General features: G+C 36.3%; 1 protein-coding gene. It reads right to left on the reverse strand.

The window, feature by feature from the left end:
- Positions 1-115 precede the first annotated feature (115 nt).
- Positions 116-1,354, reverse strand: coding sequence for an IS110 family RNA-guided transposase (locus ACEVFT_RS04945; RefSeq protein WP_393948484.1), 1,239 nt, complete (start codon positions 1,352-1,354; stop codon positions 116-118).
- Positions 1,355-1,583 lie beyond the last annotated feature (229 nt).

The following is a 1,583-nucleotide window of genomic DNA, read 5'->3' on the forward strand; positions in this document are numbered from 1 at the left end:
CAAGATTTTTCAATAAAAAAATTAAAACTCGCATGATATACTAAAAAAGGGTACAGCAAATAAGCCTTCCTCTTTAAAATTGGAAGGTTTTTCTCAATGTACTTAAATGTGATTTTTAAACCGCATTTTGGAAGGCTTCTTTTCTTTTTAGTAGGGCATATATCCAATGTAAAAGCTTATTAGCACATGCAATTATGGCTACTCTAAAAGGCTTCCCTTCTTCGCGTTTTTTATTGTAGAACTCTCTTAATTTCTTATTTCTAGGGATTATTTCTTCACTTGTTTTTTGCTTACGTGCATCTCTTATACCGCATTGTACAGCCATAAACAACGCTTGTCTTAACCTGCTAGAACCTCTTTTGGTTATGCGATTGATGGAAGCAGTAAACCGGCCAGAAGAGTAAACGCTAGGATCTATCCCGGCGAATGCTACTAGCTTTTTAGGATGGTTAAACCGTTCTATTTCTCCAATTTCAGAGATGATTGTTGCCGCAATCTTTTCTCCAACACCAGGGATAGACTGGATTATCTCATATTCTTCAATTTCTTTAGCGAGGGCATCTATTTCTGCTGCTAACTTCGATAGATGCTCTTGATATTGAAGAACAATGTTAATAAACATTCTTAGGTTAAAGATATGGCTTTGGTACAAGTTGTTTTGAAATGGATTACGTAATGCAGCTTCTCTCAATTTAATTGCCTTTTCTTTTGCCCATTTTTCTGAACGGGTTGTACATAATTCTGCAATTTTATTAGTAAGATCCGATTCGCTAACACTTAAAACCTCTTTGGAGGTTGGGAAGATTGATAGAATCTGTAACGAAATTTTTGAATAGAGATCCCCAAAGACACCTCTATATTCAGGAAATATTTGATCTAAGATTGATTGTAGCTGTAATTTTGTTTGTACAGCTGTGCTTGATACTGTTTCTTGTTGTCTAGTGAGATTACGAAGATTTAAGAGGTGTATGCCTCTTTTTTTATATGGTTCTAACTCTTCCTTGTAATACAGTTCACATAGTTGATAGGCATCAATGGCATCGGTCTTTACTTTGCGTAAATTTGTACTTCTAGCTCGATGAGAGATAAGTGGGTTTACAATAATATAAACGTATTGTTGCTCCTCCAAAAATTGAATGACAGGCATATGATATTGACCTGTAGATTCTAAAATAACCGAAGGTTGCTTACCATCAGCTAGTTTCTCTATTTCCCTTAGAAATTCTAATAAACTACCTAAACCATCAAGAGTATGTTTAATACTAAAGCTCTTACGATATGGTTTGCCTTTATCTAAAAAGACTTGAACCTGACTTTCTCCTTTTGAAACATCCAGACCAACGACTGGATTCATAATTACATCTCCTCCTAAAGAAAACTAAATTCGTCGGTAACCCCTAAAGCTGCTTGTAATGTCATAGGTTCGCTTGTTAAACGGGATCCTTGTCCCAACCAGCTCGAAACATGTTTATACAAGTAGGGGGTGAACAGTTTTGCGGACGGGATCTAGTCCCACGGGCCAGACGTTCTACCCCGACTACCGTTATAATAAGACCTAAAAGAAAAAGGTCAACCAGAAAAAA

Source organism: Lysinibacillus sp. PWR01 (assembly GCF_043359455.1).
Classification (GTDB): Bacteria; Bacillota; Bacilli; order Bacillales_A; family Planococcaceae; genus Lysinibacillus; species Lysinibacillus fusiformis_F.